Raw genomic sequence first — 1,579 nt, forward strand, 5'->3', positions numbered from 1 at the left:
GATGACCCGGATTTACCAAAGTCACCCACCTTCACGCTTAAACCGGGACAACCGTCGCCCGGATAACCTAGCTTTCTCCGTCCCCCCTTCGCAGTAACACCCAGTACAGGAATATTAACCTGTTTCCCATCGACTACGCTTTTCAGCCTCGCCTTAGGGGTCGACTCACCCTGCCCCGATTAACGTTGGACAGGAACCCTTGGTCTTCCGGCGTGCGGGTTTTTCACCCGCATTATCGTTACTTATGTCAGCATTCGCACTTCTGATACCTCCAGCAACCCTCACAGGCCACCTTCGCAGGCTTACAGAACGCTCCCCTACCCAACAACACCTAAGTGTCGCTGCCGCAGCTTCGGTGCATGGTTTAGCCCCGTTACATCTTCCGCGCAGGCCGACTCGACCAGTGAGCTATTACGCTTTCTTTAAATGATGGCTGCTTCTAAGCCAACATCCTGGCTGTCTATGCCTTCCCACATCGTTTCCCACTTAACCATGACTTTGGGACCTTAGCTGGCGGTCTGGGTTGTTTCCCTCTTCACGACGAACGTTAGCACCCGCCGTGTGTCTCCCGTGATAACATTCTTCGGTATTCGTAGTTTGCATCGGGTTGGTAAGTCGGGATGACCCCCTAGCCGAAACAGTGCTCTACCCCCGAAGATGAGTTCACGAGGCGCTACCTAAATAGCTTTCGGGGAGAACCAGCTATCTCCCGGTTTGATTGGCCTTTCACCCCCAGCCACAAGTCATCCGCTAATTTTTCAACATTAGTCGGTTCGGTCCTCCAGTTAGTGTTACCCAACCTTCAACCTGCCCATGGCTAGATCACCGGGTTTCGGGTCTATACCCTGCAACTTAACGCCCAGTTAAGACTCGGTTTCCCTGCGGCTCCCCTATACGGTTAACCTTGCTACAGAATATAAGTCGCTGACCCATTATACAAAAGGTACGCAGTCACACCCCGAAGGATGCTCCCACTGCTTGTACGTACACGGTTTCAGGTTCTATTTCACTCCCCTCGCCGGGGTTCTTTTCGCCTTTCCCTCACGGTACTGGTTCACTATCGGTCAGTCAGGAGTATTTAGCCTTGGAGGATGGTCCCCCCATATTCAGACAGGATGTCACGTGTCCCGCCCTACTCATCGAACTCACAACTTGTGCATTTTTGTGTACGGGACTATCACCCTTTACTGTGCGACTTTCCAGACGCTTCCACTAACACACAAACTGATTCAGGTTCTGGGCTCTTCCCCGTTCGCTCGCCGCTACTGGGGGAATCTCGGTTGATTTCTTTTCCTCGGGGTACTGAGATGTTTCAGTTCCCCCGGTTCGCCTCATTATGCTATGGATTCACATAATGATAGTGTGTCGAAACACACTGGGTTTCCCCATTCGGGTATCGTCGGGTATAACGCTTCATATCAGCTTACCGACGCTTATCGCAGATTAGCACGCCCTTCATCGCCTCTGACTGCCTAGGCATCCACCGTGTACGCTTAGTCGCTTAACCTCACAACCCGAAGATGTTTCGATTGATTCATCATCGCGCTGCGATTATTTGAGAGACTCATTGACAGACTGA

The 1,579-nt window shown here is 51.9% G+C and carries 1 rRNA gene; it reads right to left on the reverse strand.

Annotated elements, in window-relative coordinates:
• Window positions 1-1,507 (reverse strand): 23S ribosomal RNA (locus tag WCT94_RS20620); the annotation flags it as partial.
• Window positions 1,508-1,579 lie beyond the last annotated feature (72 nt).

The organism is Pectobacterium sp. 1950-15 (assembly GCF_037136835.1).
In the GTDB taxonomy this organism is placed as follows: Bacteria; Pseudomonadota; Gammaproteobacteria; order Enterobacterales; family Enterobacteriaceae; genus Pectobacterium.